The sequence below is a fragment of the Allobosea sp. GW823-FHT02B03 genome (genome assembly GCF_058797755.1).
This window is the reverse complement of record NZ_JBXAJY010000002.1, coordinates 260,972-277,836: the sequence shown is the minus strand read 5'-3', so window position 1 is coordinate 277,836 and position 16,865 is coordinate 260,972. Positions and strand designations below refer to the sequence as shown.

Annotated in this window: 14 protein-coding genes; 1 reads left to right on the top strand and 13 read right to left on the bottom strand. The window is 61.1% G+C overall.

The genetic code is table 11. The features are described from left to right. Positions 1-36 precede the first annotated feature (36 nt). The 6 genes from dksA to AC1REK_RS06160 form a co-directional block, all read right to left on the bottom strand. Positions 37-459 carry an RNA polymerase-binding protein DksA gene (gene dksA / locus AC1REK_RS06185; protein ID WP_316017099.1) on the bottom strand — a complete coding sequence of 141 codons (423 nt, stop codon included), beginning with the start codon at positions 457-459 and terminating at the stop codon, positions 37-39. 303 nt (positions 460-762) lie between these two features. Then, on the bottom strand, positions 763-2,136 hold the full coding sequence (locus AC1REK_RS06180; RefSeq protein ID WP_492270294.1) for an MBOAT family O-acyltransferase: 1,374 nt from the start codon (positions 2,134-2,136) through the stop codon (positions 763-765). 154 nt (positions 2,137-2,290) lie between these two features. Further along, the gene (locus tag AC1REK_RS06175) at positions 2,291-2,833 is read right to left on the bottom strand and encodes a hypothetical protein (RefSeq protein ID WP_492270295.1); all 543 of its coding nucleotides are present in this window, start codon (positions 2,831-2,833) and stop codon (positions 2,291-2,293) included. A gap of 5 nt (positions 2,834-2,838) precedes the next feature. Continuing rightward, on the bottom strand, positions 2,839-3,246 hold the full coding sequence (locus AC1REK_RS06170) for a LysM peptidoglycan-binding domain-containing protein (RefSeq protein WP_492270296.1): 408 nt from the start codon (positions 3,244-3,246) through the stop codon (positions 2,839-2,841). 273 nt (positions 3,247-3,519) lie between these two features. After that, positions 3,520-4,596 carry a tartrate dehydrogenase gene (locus AC1REK_RS06165; RefSeq protein ID WP_492270297.1) on the bottom strand — a complete coding sequence of 359 codons (1,077 nt, stop codon included), beginning with the start codon at positions 4,594-4,596 and terminating at the stop codon, positions 3,520-3,522. Between the two features lie 66 nt (positions 4,597-4,662). Then, on the bottom strand, positions 4,663-5,637 hold the full coding sequence (locus AC1REK_RS06160; protein ID WP_492270298.1) for a tripartite tricarboxylate transporter substrate-binding protein: 975 nt from the start codon (positions 5,635-5,637) through the stop codon (positions 4,663-4,665). 171 nt (positions 5,638-5,808) lie between these two features. Here AC1REK_RS06160 and AC1REK_RS06155 point away from each other — a divergent pair, with 171 nt between their 5' ends. After that, complete coding sequence (locus AC1REK_RS06155; protein ID WP_492270299.1) at positions 5,809-6,516, top strand: GntR family transcriptional regulator; 708 nt, start codon at positions 5,809-5,811, stop codon at positions 6,514-6,516. 162 nt (positions 6,517-6,678) lie between these two features. Here AC1REK_RS06155 and AC1REK_RS06150 read toward each other — a convergent pair whose 3' ends face one another. From AC1REK_RS06150 to AC1REK_RS06120, 7 genes are all read right to left on the bottom strand, one after another. Then, positions 6,679-7,551: a flagellar motor protein MotB gene (locus AC1REK_RS06150; RefSeq protein WP_492270300.1), complete on the bottom strand. Its 873-nt coding sequence runs from the start codon at positions 7,549-7,551 to the stop codon at positions 6,679-6,681. 22 nt (positions 7,552-7,573) lie between these two features. Next, a complete protein-coding gene (gene motA, locus AC1REK_RS06145) occupies positions 7,574-8,437 on the bottom strand; it encodes a flagellar motor stator protein MotA (RefSeq protein ID WP_066479978.1) in 864 nt (287 codons plus the stop codon). Between the two features lie 436 nt (positions 8,438-8,873). Further along, a complete protein-coding gene (locus AC1REK_RS06140) occupies positions 8,874-10,730 on the bottom strand; it encodes a TniQ family protein (RefSeq protein ID WP_492270301.1) in 1,857 nt (618 codons plus the stop codon). Further along, on the bottom strand, positions 10,727-11,812 hold the full coding sequence (locus AC1REK_RS06135) for an ATP-binding protein (protein WP_492270302.1): 1,086 nt from the start codon (positions 11,810-11,812) through the stop codon (positions 10,727-10,729). Before AC1REK_RS06135 ends, AC1REK_RS06140 begins: the two co-directional genes overlap by 4 nt. Before the next feature lie 5 nt (positions 11,813-11,817). Continuing rightward, a complete protein-coding gene (locus tag AC1REK_RS06130) occupies positions 11,818-14,025 on the bottom strand; it encodes a TnsB C-terminal domain-containing protein (protein ID WP_492270303.1) in 2,208 nt (735 codons plus the stop codon). After that, complete coding sequence (locus AC1REK_RS06125; RefSeq protein WP_492270304.1) at positions 14,022-14,588, bottom strand: PDDEXK family nuclease; 567 nt, start codon at positions 14,586-14,588, stop codon at positions 14,022-14,024. The genes AC1REK_RS06130 and AC1REK_RS06125 overlap by 4 nt, the downstream gene beginning before the upstream one ends. Before the next feature lie 1,744 nt (positions 14,589-16,332). Continuing rightward, entirely contained in the window at positions 16,333-16,797 is a 465-nt protein-coding gene (locus AC1REK_RS06120) for a hypothetical protein (RefSeq protein ID WP_492270305.1), read from the bottom strand. Positions 16,798-16,865 lie beyond the last annotated feature (68 nt).

Genomic DNA, 16,865 nt, shown 5'->3' with positions numbered 1-16,865 from the left:
GGCCTTCTTATTGGAGAGTGGTGCTGCTGCCGCGTCTCAATCGTCGCGGAAGACGCGTTCGTTGCGCTCGTGGCGTTCCTGGGCTTCGAGCGAAAGCGTCGCGATTGGCCGGGCTTCCAGACGCTTCAACGAGATCGGCTCGCCGGTATCCTCGCAGAAGCCATAGGTGCCATCGTCGATGCGCGCGATGGCGGACTCAATCTTGGAGATCAGCTTGCGCTGGCGGTCGCGGGCCCGGAGCTCGATGGCGCGGTCCGTTTCGGACGAGGCGCGATCGGCGATGTCGGGGTGGTTCTCGCTCTCGCTCTGCAGGGTGACCAGGGTTTCCTTGGCCTCCTTCAGGATCTCCTCTTTCCAGGCCAGCAGCTTGCTGCGGAAATATTCACGCTGCCGTTCGTTCATGAACGGTTCTTTTTCTGACGGCTTGTAGTCGGGATCGAGGGTGGTCTGCTTCGACATGTGCAGGCTTTCTCAATTCACGCTGCTCGATGACCCCCGCCGGCATTGCCGTGGGGGCCGCCGATTTGGCGCCCTTATAGCGATTGGTCCCCGCCGTAACAATCTGCTTTCGCGTAGCCGTGATCTCTCGCCCAAGTAACGGTAATTTCAGCGAAAATAAGCGGATTCGGCCGTGATCTCGGCCCCGGACGGCCGCGCTATCCCCAGTCTGTGGTGGCCGGGGCGGGTTCGTTGCCCGGCTCGCGATTCTCCTTGCGGGCAGCGCGGCAATCGATCGGAGCGGGGAGGCGGTGCCGGTTCGCCTCAGAACTGGAAGTAGATGAACTCGAAATTCGCGTCGTCGCCGATCTTGAACAGAACGAGCACGAACAGGATCGCGGTCACGACTGCGAGCCAGCGGGCCGGCGGCAGCTTCCAGGCCATGGCCCAGGCTGTCGGCCCGATAATCGCGACGGCGGCGGCCGGCAGCAGCGCCCGCCACTTGAAGCCGGCTCCGGCGGGGTTCAGGCCGAGCAGCCCCTTGTAGATGGCGAGCGCGGCATCGAAGGAGGTGGCGCGAAACAGCACCCAGGAGAAGGCGACGAAGAGGAAGGTGAGGGCCCAGCCGAGGAGCTGCGGCATCGGCAGCCCGGCACGGCGCCAGAGGACGCCGATGGCGAGCACCACGCCATGGGCCGCGCCCCAGGCGACGAAGTTGAGGCCGGCGCCATGCCAGAGACCGCCGAGCGCCATGGTGGCGAACAGCGCCCAGAGCTGCAGGGGCAGGCCATGGCGGGAGCCGCCGAGCGGAATGTAGAGATAGTCGCGCAGGAAACGCGACAGCGTCATGTGCCAACGACGCCAGAAGTCCTGCAGGCTGATGGAGCGGTAAGGCGTGTCGAAGTTCTGCGGCAGCACGATTCCGAAGAGCAGCGCGAGGCCGAGCGCCATGTCGGTGTAGCCGGAGAAATCGAAATAGATCTGGAAGGTGAAGGCGAGCGTCGCCTGCCAGGCCTCGCCGGCGGCGATCGTCTGGCCCTGCGCCGCCGCCGCGAAGACCGGGTTGACGTACTCGGCGAGGGGATCGCCAAGCAGGACCTTCTTGGCGAGGCCGATAGTGAGCAGGATCAGGCCGCGGGCGATGCGCTCGGCGGCGTCGGAGCGCAGATAGGGGCGCTCGTCGAACTGGTGCATGATTTCGCGCCAGCGCACGAGCGGGCCGGCCAGCACCTGCGGGAAGAAGGCGATGTAGAGCGCATAGCGCACCAGATCATAGCGCGGAGCTTCGCCACGGCGCAGATCGGTCAGGTACATCACATGATGGAAGGTGAAGAAGGAGATGCCGAGCGGCAGTGCGAGGTCGAGCTTCGGCGCCGGCAGTCCCGGGATCAAGCCGGCGAGATCCGCGAAGAAGTTGAAGTATTTGAACAGCGCCAGGACGGCGAGGTTGAGGACGATCGCGAGCGTGATCAGGCCGCCGGCCCTGGTCTTCTGGAAGGCTTCGGCGATCAGCCAGTTGAGCAGGATCGAGAAGCCGAGCAGGGGAACGAAGCGCCAGTCCCAATAGCCGTAGAAGACGAAGGACAACCCGGCCAGGACCGGCAGCCGCCAGGTCGGTGCAAAGCGCTCGACCAGCCCGTGCAGGGCGAGGGCGAGCGGCAGGAAGCCGAGCAGGAAGACGAAGGAGTTGAACAGCATCGGCCGGGGAAGGGGCGGTGGGAGAGGGCCGCCTTAGACGATTATGGCGCCGATGTCATGGCCGGCGCGGCGTCGACGACTTTCCCGTGCGGTTCGGTCGCGGCCTTTCAGGTCGCTGGACCCGTCTCGGGCGAGCGATGGCCGCGGTCCGGATTCACTGGACGCCGGCCAGCAGCAATCCGGCCATCGCGCCGGTGTAGGCAGGCGCGGTCGCCGCTCCCGCTCCATAGGTGACGAAACACCAGGCGACGAAGCCGACCGTGACGACGGCGGCAACCGCCTGGGTCGCAGGGCGGGCGTCGGCGGCCAGGCGCGCCCAGTCGATGTTCTGCCGGGTGCTGGCCGGCACGGGGCGTGTTTGGTGGACCCTGATCGGTGAGAGACGTGGCGGCTGCAGCACGGGTTCGATCTCGATCGTGATCTTGACCTCGGTCGTGCAGAACGCGTCGTTTCCGATCTTGCCGCGCAATTCGGGATAGATGATCTCCGCCTTCAGGATGGGCACGGGCCTTGCCGAGCCAACCTCGACGGCGAAGGCTGTCTTCGGCGCGCCGATGCCCTTGGATTCGACGATCATCCGGTTGGAGAAGCTCACCTCTCCGCTCGGCTTATAGTTCACCGAGGACTCCGAGATCAGCTTCGCGTAGACGGCGTTCACCTCCTTCTGGGCGCTGGCTTCGATCGATTTGTCCGTCACATAGGTCAGCGGAACGGGGCGGCCGAGCGTGATGACGACCGACCGCTCAGCTTGATCGTGGCAATGAAGGTTATAAAGTTGAGGACGATAGGCGGTTGAAGATCCAGCTGATGCTGGACCGAAAACGGAACCTTGGTCGACTTGATTTCGGCCTTGAGTGACGGCGGTCGACTAGGTTCTTTCTTCGTCGGAATCTTCTTCTGACATTCGTTCAGGTTCGGTATCAAGATCGTGTCGCCGGCCTTGATCGTATCCGGGTTCGAAATGCGCTTGGCGCCTGCCTTCAGGGCCTCCCGTGAATTGTTGAAAGCGTAGATCCTGGGCCATTGCGTTCCCGAGCCGAGCTTCTCTTTGGCGATTTCCCAAAGCGTATCGCCGGATCTGATCTTGTAAGGTTCCCACAGTCGCGGCATTTGACGCTCCCGCATTGGAGCGTGATTTGTATTCTTGTGCCGGAGAAAGAGTCAATTTGACCGTTCGGGTCGAGGCGGCCGGCTGAAGGTCACTTGAACGGCCTCTGTGCCTGAGGTGGCAGCGTATTCCAATCAGCCCTCGTCCTGAGGACTGCTCGGCAGGGGCACGTCTCGAGGGAAGCTCCGGTTGCTTCCGGAGCTTCCTGAAGCGTCCTTCGAGGCGCCGCTGCGCGGCTCCTCAGGACCAGGACCGAAGAGACTCCGAAAACAGGTTCAGATGTTGTCCCCCCGCAGGGCCTCGCAGACGGCCTGTGTCACCTGCGCCGTCGTGGCGCTGCCGCCGAGATCGGGCGTGTGCAAGGCGGGATCGGCGGTGACGCGCTCGACGGCGCGCATCAGCCGGGCGGCGGCGGCCTTCTCGCCGAGATGTTCGAGCATCATCGCCCCTGTCCAGAAGGTCGCGACCGGGTTGGCGATGCCCTTGCCGGTAATGTCGAAGGCCGAGCCGTGGATCGGCTCGAACATGGAGGGCGTCTTGCGCTCGGGGTTCAGATTGGCCGTCGGCGCGATGCCGAGCGAGCCGGCCAGCGCCGCGGCGAGGTCCGACAGTATGTCGGCGTGGAGATTGGTTGCGACGATGGTGTCGAGCGTCTCCGGCTTCAGCGTCATCCGCATGGTCATGGCGTCGACCAGCATCTTGTCCCAGGTCACATCCGGGAAGCCTGCCGCGACCTCGGCGGCGATCTCGTCCCACATCACCATGCCGTGGCGCTGGGCGTTCGACTTGGTGACGACGGTCAGGAGCTTGCGCGGCCGCGACCGCGCGATCTCGAAGGCGTAGCGGATGATCCGGGTGACGCCGGCGCGGGTGAACATCGAGACATCGGTCGCGACCTCCTCGGGCAGGCCCTTGTGGACGCGGCCCCCGACGCCGGCATATTCGCCCTCGGAGTTCTCGCGCACGATCACCCAGTCGAGCTCCGGGCCTGAGACATGGCGCAGCGGGCTGACGATACCGGGCAGGATTCGCGTCGGGCGGACATTGGCGTACTGGTCGAGCGGCTGGCAGATGGCGAGGCGCAAGCCCCAGAGGGTCAGGTGGTCGGGAATGTCGGGGGCGCCGACCGCGCCGAAATAGATCGCATCGAAGGCGCGCAGCTGGTCGGCGCCGCCGGTCGGCATCATCACGCCGTGCTTGCGGTAGTAGTCCGAGCCCCAGTCGAAGGATTGGACATCGAGGCTGAAGCCGCCATCGCGCTCGGCGCAGACCTCGAGGGCCTGGAGTCCCGCGGCGATGACCTCGGGGCCGATGCCGTCCCCTCCGATGGCGGCGATCCTGTGCGTGCGCATGCTCTTCGTCCGATGCTGTCTGCTGCTGTGAGAATGCGGCGCCGGATGCTGGCGCCGCCCTGGTGATTACTGTGCGGTCACGCCGGCGTTGCGGATGACCGGCACCCATTTCTCGACTTCGCTGCGCACGAGCTCGCCAAGCGCGGCCGGCGTCTGGCCAGCCTCGTCCGGCAGTTCGGCGCCGAGATCGAGGAAGCGCTTGCGCGTGGTCGGGTCGTTGAGGGCGGCGCGAGCGGCGGCGTTGAGCCGGTCGACGATCTCCTTCGGCGTGCCCTTGGGCGCGAACATCGCATTCCAGCCGGTAGCCTGGAACTGCGGCAGGCCCTGTTCGGCAGCAGTCGGCACGTCGGGAATGACTGCGAGACGATCCTTGACGGCGACGACGAGGCCCTTGCCCTCCTTCGCCTGCACGGTGGGAACGATGGCGACCGTCTGGTCGCAGACATAGTCGACCTGGCCGCCGAGCAGCGCGTTCAACGCCGGGCCGGAGCCGCGGAAGGGGACATGCGAGGGCTTGGTGCCGAGCAGCGAGTCGAGGAAGAGGCAGGTCAGATGCGAGGTCGAGCCGACGCCACCCGAACCGTAGTTCATCTTCGCGGCGTTCTCCTTGAGATAGGCGACGAACTCGCGGAAATCCTTGACCGGCAGATCCTTCTTGGCGACCACCAGCATCGGCGTCGAGGCCGAGTTCATGATCGGCTCGAAATCGGTGCGCGGATCATAGGCGAGCTTGGGATAGAGCCCGACGCTGGCAGCCTGGGTACCGAGATTGCCCATCAGCAGCGTGTAGCCGTCGGGTGTTGCCTTGGCGACGCGCGTCGCGCCGGTGGTGCCGCCAGCGCCGGCGACATTCTCGACCACGATCGACTGGCCGAGCGTGCGGCTCATATGGTCCGCCATCATCCGGGCGACGATGTCGGTGGTGCCACCGGCCGCAAAGGGCACGACCATGGTGATCGAGCGGGTCGGATAGCCGGTCTGCGCCGTCGCCGACGTCGTCGCGGCCAGCCCGAGCGCCAGTGCTAACAGCATTCGCTTCATTGCGTCTCTCCCTGTACCGGCGCCGTCTTGCGGCGCCTCGACTGCTCTCCCATTTGTGTTCCATGGAAGTTTGCATGCTTGCAGCGTTTCCGCTTACGGCTGGGTTGTCAAGCTTCCATTCTTGCTTGCATGGAAGTAATCTCGCATGGTCAATCGGTGCTGGAGGTGGCGATGGCCGAGCTTGCGCGGGCGGAGATCTCAGGGGACGGGGCCAGGCGCGGTTCGCTGGTCGACGAGGCTTATGCCGCGCTGAAGCAGGCGATCCGCGATACCGTCTTCGCGCCGGGCTATCAGGGCTCGGAGCAGGAGATCGCGGTCCGTCTCGGCATGAGCCGGACCCCGGTGCACGAGGCGATCATCCGCCTGCAGGAAGACGGGCTGGTCAGGGTACTGCCGAAGCGCGGCGTGCTGATTTGCCCGCTGGCGCCGCAGGATATCCGCGAGATCTACGAAGTCGTCATCGCGGTCGAGTCGATGGCCGCGGAACTGCTGGCCGCGCTTCCGGACAGCGACCGGGCAGCCGTGGCAGACGAGCTCGAGGCCGCGACGGCGGCGATGGAGCAGGCGCTGGCGGCGGACGACCTTGCCGGCTGGGCCGAGGCCGACGAAGCGTTCCATCGCCTGCTGGTCGAGCGCTGCGGCAATGGCCGCCTGCGCCGCATTGCCCAGACCGTGACCGACCAGGCCCATCGCGCCCGCATGCTGACCCTGAAGCTGCGGGCGCGGCCGACGGGCTCGGCGCAGGCGCATCGCCTGATTGGGGAAGCGGTGAGGGCCGGCGACGCCGAGGCGGCGCATCGGCTCGCCCGCGCCCACCGCGTTGCGGCGCGCGACGAACTCGTTCCCCTGATCGAGCATATCGGCCTGCGCCAACTCTGAGCTGCGCTCAGGCCGGTGCGGCTGCGGGAGCTCGCGCCTGCGGGTTCTGCTTCAGCAGCTGCGGATCGAGAGGGAGAAGCTGGACGAGCGGGCAAGCCGGCCGAGCAGGGCCGCGCCGCTGGGCAACGCCTCCTCGGGCTTGAGGCACGAGGAGCCTTGTCGTCAGCGCAAGACGCTCGGGGGCAGCGGCGGCTCCGCGCCGAGCAGCGTGATCGTCACCCGTTGGTTCGGCGCGATGTAGGGATTGTCGGGGAAGACCGGCTCGGTGTCGGCGCGTCCCGCCACGGAGGTGAAGCGGTCGTTGGGGATCCCGGCGCCCGACAGGATCTTGCGCACGGCGAGCGCGCGCCCGGCGCTGAGGCTCCAGGAATCGACGCCCCGCACCGAGCCCGGGCGCGCGGCGGCCGTGTGACCCGTGACAGACAGTTGGTTGGGCAGCCGGCGCAGGGTGGGCGCGAGCCCTTCCAGCACGCGACGGGTGCGATCATAGGGGTCGACCGAGCCCTGAGGGAACATGGAGCGGCCTTCCTCGTCCACGAGGGAAACGTTCAAGCCCTCCTTGGTCGGCTCGATCACGATGTTGCGCGACAGCTCGGCCATTTCGGGCATGTTCTGGAACGCCTGCCGGAGGCTGGCCGCGGCGCTGTGCTGGGCCTGCGCGCCGGTGGCCGGGCGGCTGGCCTCGCGGTCGCTGGCGCGGCCCGAGCTGGCCCGGCGCGCTCCGTCCTCCTGCCCGGTGATGCCGCTCGCCGTCTCGCGGGGCGCCGACGATTTGTTGCCTGACGTGTCCAGGGCGGTGCCCATCAGGACGCCGCCAGCGCCGCTGGTGCTGGCGCTCACGGCCCCCGGCGCGAAGTATTCAGCCAGGCCGACCTTCTGCTCCTGCGTCGTCATGCTGATCAGCCACATCAGCAGAAAGAACGCCATCATGGCGGTCACGAAGTCCGCATAGGCGATCTTCCAGGCCCCGCCATGGTGCGCATGAGCGGCCTTCTTGACCTTCTTGATAATGATCGTTTGGGCGGGCTTGGCCATCGCGTCCCTGCTGGTGATTGGGTCAGATGTTGGCAGGCAGATCGGCGGTTGCCGCTTCCACTTCGCTGAAGGTCGGGCGGACGTCGCTCATCAGAGCCTTGCGGGCAAATTCTACCGCCATCACCGGCGGCTGGCCGCTGATATGGGCGAGGAGACCTGCCTTGAGCGAAAGGTAGTACTTGGATTCCGCCTCGAAGATGCTCTTGAGCGACTGCGCCATGGGCCCGAAGAAGCCGTAGGCGACGAAGACGCCGAAGAAGGTGCCCACGAGCGCGCCGCCGATCAGATGTCCCAGCACCTCCGGCGGTTCGGTGATCGACCCCATCGTCTTGATCACGCCGAGCACGGCGGCGACGATGCCGAGCGCTGGCGTTCCGTCGGCGATCGACTGCATGGCCGCAACAAGACGCTCCTGCTCCTGGTGGTGCGTCTCCAGTTCCTCATCCATGAGAGCGTCGATCTCGTGGACGTTGTCGGCACCCATCGTCAACATGCGCATGTAGTCGCAGACGAACTCGACCGCATGATGGTTCTCTGCAAAAGTCGGGAAGGCGTTGAACAGCGCCGACTCGCTCGGATCTTCGATATGCTGTTCGACCGCGAGCATGCCCTTCTGCTTCACAAGCCTGTACAGGGAATACTGCATCGCCAGCAGTTCGACATAGGCCTCCCGATTGTACTTGGGGCCCTTCACGAGCGTACCAAGCATGGTGGGGACGGACTTGAGCACCGGCCCGGTGTTGCCGATGATGAAGGCACCCATCGCTGCACCGAGGATGATAACGAACTCGAACGGCTGCCAAAGGACGAGGAGTTTGCCGCCCATCGCCGCATAGCCGCCGAAGACGCAAGCAAAGACGATGATTGTGCCGACGATCAGCCGCATGAATCTGCCACCCTGCGCCGCAGCAGGTGCAGCTCGCGCTAGTTCACTACTAGTCCAGCGAAATGAACGATCGAGGTTAAGGGCGAGTTTACAGCCATTGGTCCGCAGCTTTGTAAGCGTCATCCTTCGGCCACTGAGGCTTGGGGCTGCAAGGCAGGTCCAAGGGAGAAAGTCGGGGTGCAATGAGGCTGCGCCGAACCCGGTGATCGGCGCCGACGCTTTTAGGCTCGGTGATCTTGAGAGTGATCTCAAGATGCAATGACGGTGTCACTTAGGCGCGTTTAATTTCAATGAGTTACATGGGGCGATGCTTTTGATCGTGTCACTATGGCGCAATGAAAATGTCACTGGGCGAGCTCGCCGTAGCTGAGCTCCAGGCAAAGAAAAACCCGGCAGTTTGAGCTGCCGGGCCACAACGGTTGATTCGTTTTTGGAGCTATTGGAACTCGATCGCTGCGATTTCGGATCGTCGATAGAAATCCGCCTGAAACCTGTCCTTGGAGAATTCGGGCTTTACGCCGTTCCTGGCGAGCACGCTTTGAACGCGCGAATAAGCAACGGACCTGGATCGAGAAATCTCGGCGAGCGTGCAATAGGTCTTGTTGAAATCCTCAATCGCTACGAGCGGGACAACGCGAGCCGGACGTCGACTTTTAGGACTTCTCACGATCCTCGATGGCAATACACTTTCCGAGATCAAAGCAAGAACTACTTCGTTCCGTGTCCGTATTAGAGCACAGGCCTCGCGAGCTGTGACCTCACCATGGTACTCGTCGCGCACTTTGGGCCGAATTTCGTCGACATCGACGAGTAGCGACAAAAACCCAGCGGTATCAGGAGCGCGCTTCACTGTCGGAAGCTGCCGGTTCATTATCAGCTCTACGATTTCCATGGACGAGCAGATTGCGCGCTTGGCGGCGGCGGGCACCGAGACAAGCCTTTCGCCATCAGAGGCAGTAGCCGTCGAAGCGCCCTCCAATAGTTGAGACAGGAAGTCATCCAGCTCTTGCTTCGTAAATTGGTGCTCTTTGATCGAGTGCTCGGCGGACTTGCGTACAAAGGGCTGGATGAAGCCCCATTCGAAAAGCAACCGTCCATGTGCCGGCCCGGCGCCCAAATACTCGCTCGCCACCGATAAAGGCATGGAATGACGGATATCGTTCAGCAGGTCGGCATGCTGCTCGGCGTCGAATACCGTCCACGAATTCGGTCGGTTAGCGTGTTCTGGTCCCAAATGGCCAAGAGCCTGCAGGATCTTGCGCAGCTGCCTCGGAGGAATGCCAGTTTCGATGCTGGCCGTGCGAACGGAATGCAGCTTCTGATGTTCCATGACGACCTTGCCGAGCAGGGTTTCGCCAGGGCGAACTGGGACCGTAGCTATGATGTGTTCGCGCAGGATATCCCTGATGGGAGTGTGGGCATCGTCTTCCTGATAGTGCGAGATCCATTTGAAAAGGCGGCCATGCATGGCGCGGATCCCATCATTCCCGCTGCGTGAGTATGTACTTTTTCGTTGTATTTCGTGCAGGGCTGCCCGGATTCCATCCGGTCCTTCGTGTGCGTAAGCGAAACCTAGCTCGCCAATGGACAGCCAATCTCTATTTGACAGCGAGGTCAGCGGCTGGTTCTCGCCAATCTTCAACGTCGCACCCAACAACTCGCAAAATCGTGCAGCGACATGGAATTCCAGCTGGTCGAGAAACCCCAGGCTGGCCGTCTTGTCCAGGCGGTCGTGAAGATAGGTCTGGAAGCGGAACTCAGCCCGAGTGGCTCGTTTTCTCGGCAACGCCTCAAGGGCGCCAAGATGTGGCGCAATCTGGACCGAGAAGTCGTGGATCGCCTTGTGGTTGCTGGGCTGCAATTCAACGAGTTCCAGTTCATGCTCCGGGCAGCTCCGAACTGAATCTAGCAACCAGTGCCCGCGGCAGCAGGCTGACGCAGGCGGCGGTAGGGAGGAGGTTGCGATGTCTTCCGATACGCAAGCCGGGCAAATGAATATGCGCTTCCGCCTTACGGACGCTTGCAACAGCCGTTCACCGCGCAGGACAAATTTATCGCCGTTGCGGCGCATTGTTCCGCGGTCATACGCCGAGGGACAGACACCTATCATTTGAGCGAGCTGAGCAATCGCCGTGTCTTCGCCGTCCTGCAACCCTCTCAAGTCCAGGCCTAAGTCCGTGCAGAAGGCACGGACCCCATGCGTCTGATGGTTCAGGATCGCGTTGCGGCTCGCGTTTGAGATCGGCGTCTCATAGGGCAGGGGGGCGGCGCGCAGCCAAAGGAGCCGAGTCACTTGGTAGCTCCTTTCCGTGACTTCTTCGAATGGCCGGGTGATTTTGCCTCTTCGGACGTCGCAAGCACGCGAGCGGTATCAACCTCGCGCCAATGTTCGGAAATGTATGGATTCCACGGAGAGAGATTGCCTGTTCGTCTCGCGTAGGCCCGAGCAAAGTGCTCACTGCTAAGCTGCTTCGAATCCGACCGAAGCGCCTCGCGAATAGCAAACTGGATCTCCTCGGCAATCACACCGAGTTGACAGCAACCTGCGTGAATAACGCGTGGCACAATGCGCGTAATCTCGGAAGGCTCTACATGAAGTTCAGCCCGCTCGGCGAGCTGCTGGACGAAAGAGCCTACCATCTTGCCGTCCGACGCAGCGGAAAGTGATCGAAACTCGATCCAGAAACCGCGCCGGGATACTTGGCGATCCGGCTGCATGAGCTGGATAACCTCCGGCGTACCCGACACAATAAGCGCAATGGGGTGCGTCGGATCGACGAGCAAGGCTTTCAGATTATTCCTGACCTTCTGCAGCTCAGCTGCATTCACGGTCTGGACCACGTGCTGGAGTTCATCGAGGTGCAGCGCAAGGATGCCCAGGTGCTTGATGCGCTCACGCACCATGCGCCAAGCCTCCGGCGCATCAATCCGCGTCCGGGCCAAAGGATATCCAAGTGCGCTCAGTACCTCTCGGCCAAGTTCTGATGAGGTCGCGGGCGAGGGGGCCGAAACGGAGATCAGCTTGCTGCCCGGTGCGTTCAGCTTGCCGTCGGCTGTCAATGCATGACTGGTGAGCAACCGGCGGATCGACGTGCTCTTGCCCGCACCACTCGCGCCCACGACAACCACGACATTCCCTTCGCCTCGATTTTCTGCGCCGTGCGAGGCGTTTGGTTGACGACGTTCCGCCAGATCCTCCAGCACATCGCTGACAGCCTCAGCGAGCAGCCTTTCTCGTTGCATTACTGCGTGAACGCTCCGCACAGATTCCATGAGCCTGGACCTGTGGCGAGTTTTCTCGGTCTGAAGGTTGCGAATAGGTAGTGTCGGATCGGAATCACCGTCGATCACAATGTCTACAAGCTTGGGTTTCACGGAAATCATCCTTCGAAGCTGAAATCGTCAGAGCTGTCAGATTCCGGAACGTCATCGGACTCGTCTGTGTGTTCCTGCCGCGTTGGCGGCGACAGCAGGGCGGTGCCGGTCGCAAATCCGCCGTCCAGCAAGTCGCCGCTGCTGTCCGCTTCAGCGCTCGGGCTCTTGGGCATGGAGAAGCCGAGAAACACCCCGTCCTCCAGCCGCTGGATGTCGCTGGCGTTGTATTCCTTGGTCGCGATGTTCTCTCGAACGCGCGAAGCTTCCGCCGCTGCGCGGATAGTGCGCATTGCCCGGCGCACTATTGGAGCGGTGAGCTTGTTATCAGCCGCGAATGATCGCCTCAGGTCGTGAACTGTTTGGGACCACTCGGCCAACGAGGCGCCGTCGAAACCTGGTTCGGTGCAGCGAGCTTCCGGCCACTCATCTCCGACTCGAAATGCGATCGCGCCGATGTCGCTGGGGTCGAAGCGGATGTCGACTTCGACCTCTCGTCGATTCAGGAAGAGCCGCCCGAGCTTCTCCGACGAATAGTGAAGCCCGGCCACCTTCAGGCCTTCGCTCGAAAGTTCGCGTGTAAGCTTCAGCCCGAATATCGCTCGGATGGTGCGCCGATCAGGTACCGGTCGCATGCCAACGGTTTCGGTCAGTCGCTTCCAGGCATTAGCTGGCGTCTCTCCGCGCAAGCCGTCGGAAGGTGTGTTGTGATAGACATCTACGATCCAAAGGATGAGAAGCTCGGCTAACTCATCGGTCGTCAGATGGGCGAGCTTCTCAGATTTGTAGTTGAAGACCTTCACCGGGCTTCCGAACGTTCGGCCACTGAAGCCTGCGATCAATCTTGACTCAAGCGTCCCAAAAAAACGCTCTAAGGTTCCGCGTAGCCACGGAAGCCCACCAGGCGCGACTTCGTGGCACGCTTTGAGGTCATGGATCGCAAAGACGAAGTTCTGCTCATTACATGCAGCCCCGCCATCTGTCGCGACGGTGTCTGGCTTTGCACGCTGCCGCCAACCGGATTCAGCTCCCGCGTTTTCTGCAAGGTCTGACTTGTCCGAAACTGCCATTCGAAGAACACGAATGGTATCCGCTGACGATGGTGTTTCAGAAAGGCACGCCCCTAGGACGCAGTTGGTGGCGACATCCAGGGCCACGCAGAGTTGCATCCGCTGCACGCGGATTTGCTGCTCTGGATTCAGGTCGTCCCACAGCCCCTGACGCTTCAAGATGGTCATGAGATCTATCTCATGATGATCAATCTCAACACGTTGGCCAGGCCGTACAACGTCGGGACCCTGACCGGTCCAGATAAACCGCCTCCGAGCTTCTTCTTCGCCAAAGCGACCAACGCAGACGGCGAATTTGCTCAAGCCCGCCACGTACCGCTTTAAACTATCAATTGAGGGACAGCTGATCCTCTGTTCCGGCCCTACGGTCGCGTTGTATTCTTCGGCCTCGTCGTGCATTTCCTCATGAAGGTAAGCATATGTCGGTCGATCTTGGGTAGCGTATTTGGAACCATACTTGATTACCAACTCGCTTTGCTTGGCGCAGAGCCGCTGGCCGCCACCAGATTTTCGTGCGCTGTCGCGCAGGGCCCACGGCACATTTCCGCCATGCTTCAGTTTACGCTCCCAGCGAAGGTAGGTTCGAACCGAGGGAGGCTCGATGAGCTGAATATTGGCTCCGGCGCGCAGTTTCTTGGCCGTTCCATGACCGAGATTTCTTCCTGCGGCCTTCGTCTTTCGCCGCGCCGTGTTGCGCGCAAGGATTTGCTTCGTTCGGTCGCAACCGGACATCTCCTCCATGACTTGAAGCAGGATGGCTTCTATTTGATCTTCAGTACGAGGGGCTTTTTGCTCGACGATCTTTCGTTGGACGCGCGCGACGGTCTGCCATCGAAAATAAATCTTGGACGCCTCACATTCCGCCAGCTGATGCATGGCCTCCACTCCGGTCGCTTGCAGCGACCGGACGCTTCCTGGATCGAACTCGCCAGGTTTGTGCTCCCAATCGTGAGCTTTCGACGCGTGCCAAATTTCGGCGTGCGTGAATTTTTTCGCTGAATCCCTGCTGTCGACCCGACGGAGAATGTAACCGTCGTCGGTTTTCACAGCGCGGAAATACTTCACGCCGGCGATCGTGATTTCATCGTTCGGGGAGAGGAGTAGTTTAGGAAACAACAATTCGGAGCTCGGGCGGACCTCGTTCATGACCGCACCTCCCCAAAAGCTGGGAGGCAGATCTGCGATTGCGGTGTGATACGGGCTCGTCGATCGGGGAGGTGGATGTCGCCGGCCGCAATCAGGCGAACGACTGATCGAAAAGCAGAGCCTCCGATGCCGCATCGCCTGGTCAGGTCGGCGATTCTCAGGGAACCGTGAAGCTCGCCGAGGTGACTGCGCACAACGCCGTCGCTGTCAGGCTCCGGATCAAGCCGGACTGAGTGGATAAGCTCTGCATTGTACACAAGATCACGCGTGAAATTGCGTTCAGTGACCAGCACAACTCGATCGGCAAACGATCTGGGCGTCTGAGATGCGATCAGCTCGAGTAATGTGTGGAAATCGCTTTTTTTGGCGATATCGTAAGGCTTGATAGCAATCGCGATCGTTTCGCCGCTGGTTGTCTTTAGCAGAAGGTCGTACCAGTGCGGCGCTGGCCGTCCGTTAAAGTCGGTATAGTCGATCTTCTGCTGTTCCAAGACCTCCGCTGTTCCCGGTCGGGCGAATGCGCAGAGTTGGGCCTTCTTCTCGAGGCTGCTCTCAAAGAACATGACATGCGGCTCTCCAACGGAGCAGACGTGAGATCCTCTCGTCGACGTCTTAGGTACGCCGTTCCTGTTCGTAATCGAGATGGCTCGTTCAGAGAGTGAGCGTGCCGGGCTGGTATGCACCGGGCCATAGTTTTGAATTTCGCTGTAGTTCATTGGTCAAGAGCACCGATCTGGGCATGAGCCGGCGGCCTCGACCAAGCGACACCCTTGCGCGAATGTGGATGCGCGCGTACAAGAGTCGCGTAGTCGAGTTGCGGCTTTGGCCGTTACAAGGCACCGATCGAGTGTCCGTGGGTTCTCAGGCCTCTGGGGACACCGATCGAACAGATAGTTAAAAGGGCATCATGCTTGCAGGCGTGATGTCCTTCTTGCTTTTAATCATCTTCGTCTCGCGAGATGAGGACTAGTGGCACAATTGCGCAGGGGGGCCTGGCTGCGTTCGCTGCTTGCTGCTCGGCAAAATCGAGCACAAACCGGGCAACCGCGATCGAGGCCGCATGCGACGCTTGCTCGAAAGCAATGTCGCCGAACTCAACTTTGATCGTTGCCAATCTAAGAGCGATCCCTGCCAAGCTCGTCATGTTCCATCCCTCCGATTATTGCAAAGGCCATGGCGACGCGTTCGCGCGATCCAGCGCGAGGCGAAATTTCATCTACATGCTCGTTCCTCTTCCTCACGGTTCATTGGCTTTGAGAGCGGGATCGGTCTTCCGATCGCGGTCCTCACAGCTCTTCTATTCCGTTCTGGAATTGGCCGGTGATTAGCCCTCGGCGAACTGATTCGCTCGGCAAGTATGTTTCTGCAAGATGATTGGTTTCCTTTGCAAGCGGAATAAAATCGGCCTAAAATCCAAAAAATCGGCCCCAAAATAGCGATATATAAGGCGAATTATTTTTCGCATTGACGGGAATTTTTCACGTTGCTATCGGAGATCGATTCGAATACGCAAATTCGCTGCCGAGAGATATTTTTCGGGAGATAGGTGTCCTTTTGCGTTGAGGGTAACGCTCGTAGAATTGAATTGAAAATTCAATTAGCATTTTTGAAGCTGTAAGCCGTAATTTTAGTGCGTTGAAAAAGCTATTTTTGAATTTATTCTTGCAGCTAAAGTGCGACATTTGGCCACGATTTTCGACCGGAATTCGCGATATTCTGCATTATCGAGATCGACGGTCGAATTTCCCATTCCTCAGCCTGCTTAAATCGATCAAGTACAGACCGGCCACGGTTGGAAGACGAAAATTGCGCGAGGCGTTGCGCCGAGGTTTCGCGCCCTCGGTCCACGAGACTCTTCCCCTTGGAATGGCTGACTGGGGAAGAGCCCGCTCTTTACATGGTTCCGTGGCGCCAGCCGCCGCAGGAGCGCTCTGGCTGCTATGGCTGACTGAAAATTCGCAAGAGCACCGACACCTCGCAGCCGATTTCATCGAACTCCTCATCGAGGATCGATGCGTCGTCCATGGGGTGTCCACCCGGCCAGCGGCGGGCGGAATGTGGACGTTGCCAGTCTGAACTCGAGATGGGCGCGGAACGCATCGCAGCTCGTGCCTGCGTTGGAGTGGGGCGCACAACGTGGATCATTGAAGTCCTCATCATAGGGAGAAGTTCAGGTTAGCCAGTAGGCGCGGGCGGCTTTCTCCATGCGTCTGCGCTGCGGTAGCGTCCGCCGACGCTTGCAAGCGCGAGCAACGATACAATTATACATAATGTATAAAATTATGCACTGATGGTTTGGAAATATGGTTAACGGGCGGCCTGGCTCGCCGATTGAATGGCCGTCGTCTTGAGTTCCGGCTTGGTATAGACCACAACGCCTGTCATGGACTCGCCGCAGACAAAATTAGCTCCGGCGTCTTCCAGTGCCCGCCTAATTCGGTTGTTCAGCGCGATTTTCGGCTCGATGAAGCCTCTTTCGAAATCGTTGATCGTTTTCCGCGACACTGCGGATTTCTCCCAAAGCCAGGCTTGCGCCTTATCCAGCAGCAGTCGTGCGGCTTTGCAGACAAAGCCCGGAATTGGGGCCTCGGGGGGGAGGGGAAAAAGCGGCTGGCCGGTGAAAATTGCCGGTCCGGATTCATTTAGGTGGTACAATTTTATAGAACTTGTATAATAGCGTTCGTCGCTGAACGGCCTCTCAGGGTTCTGCGGCTCTTCCTTCGGCGATCGGGTTTTGGGCGGAGATGTCATCCGTGCTGCGGCGCTCTTCACTAAATTCCCCAACAACACTCTGACATCAGACCTGCCGGTCGCGGCGGGTCGCACAAAGCGAGCTTCGG

Coding starts and splice junctions, on each gene's coding strand:
- dksA (WP_316017099.1), bottom strand. CDS start 459: ATGTCGAAGCAGACCACCCTCGATCCCGACTACAAGCCGTCAGAAAAA.
- AC1REK_RS06180 (WP_492270294.1), bottom strand. CDS start 2,136: ATGCTGTTCAACTCCTTCGTCTTCCTGCTCGGCTTCCTGCCGCTCGCC.
- AC1REK_RS06170 (WP_492270296.1), bottom strand. CDS start 3,246: ATGCCGCGACTGTGGGAACCTTACAAGATCAGATCCGGCGATACGCTT.
- AC1REK_RS06165 (WP_492270297.1), bottom strand. CDS start 4,596: ATGCGCACGCACAGGATCGCCGCCATCGGAGGGGACGGCATCGGCCCC.
- AC1REK_RS06160 (WP_492270298.1), bottom strand. CDS start 5,637: ATGAAGCGAATGCTGTTAGCACTGGCGCTCGGGCTGGCCGCGACGACG.
- AC1REK_RS06155 (WP_492270299.1), top strand. CDS start 5,809: ATGGCCGAGCTTGCGCGGGCGGAGATCTCAGGGGACGGGGCCAGGCGC.
- AC1REK_RS06150 (WP_492270300.1), bottom strand. CDS start 7,551: ATGGCCAAGCCCGCCCAAACGATCATTATCAAGAAGGTCAAGAAGGCC.
- motA (WP_066479978.1), bottom strand. CDS start 8,437: ATGCGGCTGATCGTCGGCACAATCATCGTCTTTGCTTGCGTCTTCGGC.
- AC1REK_RS06130 (WP_492270303.1), bottom strand. CDS start 14,025: ATGAACGAGGTCCGCCCGAGCTCCGAATTGTTGTTTCCTAAACTACTC.
- AC1REK_RS06125 (WP_492270304.1), bottom strand. CDS start 14,588: ATGTTCTTTGAGAGCAGCCTCGAGAAGAAGGCCCAACTCTGCGCATTC.